The organism is Acidovorax facilis (genome assembly GCF_023913775.1).
Lineage (GTDB): Bacteria > Pseudomonadota > Gammaproteobacteria > Burkholderiales > Burkholderiaceae_C > Acidovorax > Acidovorax facilis.
In genome coordinates this window covers 1-2,520 of the sequence record NZ_JAMXAX010000243.1, presented here as the reverse complement: position 1 = coordinate 2,520, position 2,520 = coordinate 1, and the positions used below count along the sequence as shown (strand labels likewise).

Sequence of the window (2,520 nt, the reverse complement as noted above, 5' to 3'; positions counted from 1 at the left end):
GCAACGCTGAGCCAGCGCGCAAACAACGCGATCGTCGCCACGCAAACTGCATCCACCTTCTTCATCATGCCCGCGATATTCGCGGGACATGTGGCTCAACTCAAGATGCCTCGGCTGGACGCTTACTTTTGATCGACGGCTCGTCCTGCCTGGTGACCGGACACTGCGCGACATGGCGCGCATGGCATTTGCTGAACAGGAGAATGCAGCAATCGCAGCGGTCCGCGCCTGTGCGCCACCCAAACAGGTTCAGGCGGCTCTCTCGCACGCATTCTCAAAGCGATCAGGGCCCGGCGGTCACACAGTGCTGGAGTGGCTGCGCACACCCCCAGGGAAGCACGGGCAGCTCACGCTGAGCGAGGTCACCAAGAAAATCGAGTGCCTCAAGTCACTGCAAGTTCACAAGTGGAAGCTGTCGGCGATTCCATTGAATCGTCTCAGGGCGTACAGCCAGGAGGTGATCAATCGTCCACCCTCCGCGACGAAGTTTCTCTCTGAGGATCAGCGCGATCTGCGCATCGTCTCTTTCCTGCATGTCACCCTCTTGGATCAGACCGATCTCGCCGCAGACATCGGTGCGCGATGTCTCACAGATCTTTATCACAAGGCCTCTGGCAAGGTCCTAAAGAAGCAGGCCGAAAGTGCTGTGGATCTGCGTGCTGAGCGTGTCAGGCTCAAGGACATACTCTACGACACGCAGTTGACCGATGCTCAGATCGTCGCGGCGATGCGCGATCTGGTGCCCAAGAATGGAGAAAACTTTGCCGGTACGCGGGCTCAATTTGTCCGGGAAACACTGGTGAAAGAACAAGCGCCGCGTATGTCCGCCCTGCTCAATGCCCTCGGAGTCCTTGAGATCAAAGGCGAGGAAACGGACAAGGCGCTCAAGCAGCTCAAGACGTTGCGCGATTTGTCCAAACGCGGCATCAGCAGCCTTCCCGAGGGGTTTGATGTGTCGGTTGCGGACCCAAGCTGGCACTCGCTGCTGGAAGGCCCTGATCGCAAGGTTGCTCTTGCAGCTCTCAAAGCAAGCGCAGCGACTTCTTTGAAGAAAGCGATCAAGGGCGGAAAGCTGTGGCTGGAACACAGCAGCCGCCATCGCAACCGTGCCGATCAGCTGATACCCGAAACGCAGTGGGCCGAGAAGCACAAGTCGCTGATCCGAGCTTTGAGCTTGACGGACAATCCAGATAAGTTCCTGGAGCGCGTGCTGGGACGGGTCAAAGCGGGCATCGGCCAACTGGTGCAGGCCGTGGAGGACGGGGCCTTGACCATAGACAGCCAGGGGCATATTCACATTGCACCGATTCAGGCGCTTGAAGTCGAACCCCAGGTCACCAAGACACGCGAGAGCATGTTCAACATGATCGGCGATGCCCAGTTTGGCAACATGCTGGTCGAGATCGACGCAAAAAGCGGCTTTAGCCAGGCTCTGCTAGGCCGCAGAGCCAAAGACATGGCTGAACTGAAGGCCGTCTACGGCGCCCTATACACACACGGAACAGAGAACACTGCCAAAGGTGTATGCGCGATGATCCCAGGCCTGCAGGTGTCTCAGGTCACTATGGCCATGCGTGCAACGGAGGCCAGTGGCCGTTTGCGGGAGGCGAACTCACGGGTCATTGAGTTCCAGCAAAGCATGCCTATTGCCAAACTCTGGGGCCAGGGCGACAAAGCATCCTCTGATTCGATGACGCTCGATACGTCACGGTACCTGCACTCGGCGCGTATGGAATACCGCCGCAAGCAGCATGGTGTTGGCATCTATGTGCACATGCTTGATACCTGGGCACTGTTTCATGACCAGCCTATCGTGATCAATGACCGGCAAGCAGCGCCAGCGGTGGACGGTGTCGAAGCGCACAACTGTTCCCGCCGCGAGGACCAGATCCGACTATCCCTGCTTGCTGTGGACACCCATGGCTACACCAACGCAGCGATGGCCATCGCCAAGTTGCTGGGCTTCGATCTGTGCGTCCGTTTGCGCCAATTGTCGGAACGTAAGATGTTCTTGGCCAGGGGGGACACTGTGCCGGAAGCTTTGGAGCGCCTAACCGTTGGGAAGGTCTCGCTTGGGAAGATTCGAGCCGGATGGATGGACCTACTGCACCTGGTTGCCTCTATCCGGCAAGGGCGCTTGACAGCTGGAGAAGCTATCGCCCGCCTTGGCAGCGCGGCGCGGGGCGATCCCGTGCACGCTGCCGCAGACGAATTGGGCAAGTTGCTGCGTACGATCTTTTTGTGTGACTATTTCACCATTCCCGAGTTTCGCCGCGAGATGCATGCCTTGCTCAACAGGGGCGAATCTGTACACCAGCTGCAGCGCGCTGTGTACCACGGACGTGTAGGAGTCTCACGCGGGCGCAGGGCTGATGAGCTGCGGGCTATCTCAACGTAAGCGACCAGCCGTACCACCTTGAACAGTCCCGCGACATCTCGCAAGATCGTGTGCACGTAAACCATCGTGGACACCATGCTCAAAGATTCAGAGACACCGAGATATGCGACGCGGCGTACCCA

Annotated in this window: 1 protein-coding gene; it reads left to right on the top strand. The window is 58.5% G+C overall.

Annotated features, from left to right (window positions below; all coding sequences use genetic code 11):
• Window positions 1–88 precede the first annotated feature (88 nt).
• The gene (locus NFX52_RS29735) at window positions 89–2,398 is read left to right on the top strand and encodes a Tn3 family transposase (RefSeq protein WP_082437199.1); all 2,310 of its coding nucleotides are present in this window, start codon (window positions 89–91) and stop codon (window positions 2,396–2,398) included.
• The last annotated feature ends 122 nt before the right edge of the window (window positions 2,399–2,520 follow it).

What these genes read in the sequence shown, in the direction of transcription:
- NFX52_RS29735 (WP_082437199.1), top strand. Translation starts at nt 89, where the DNA reads ATGTGGCTCAACTCAAGATGCCTCGGCTGGACGCTTACTTTTGATCGA.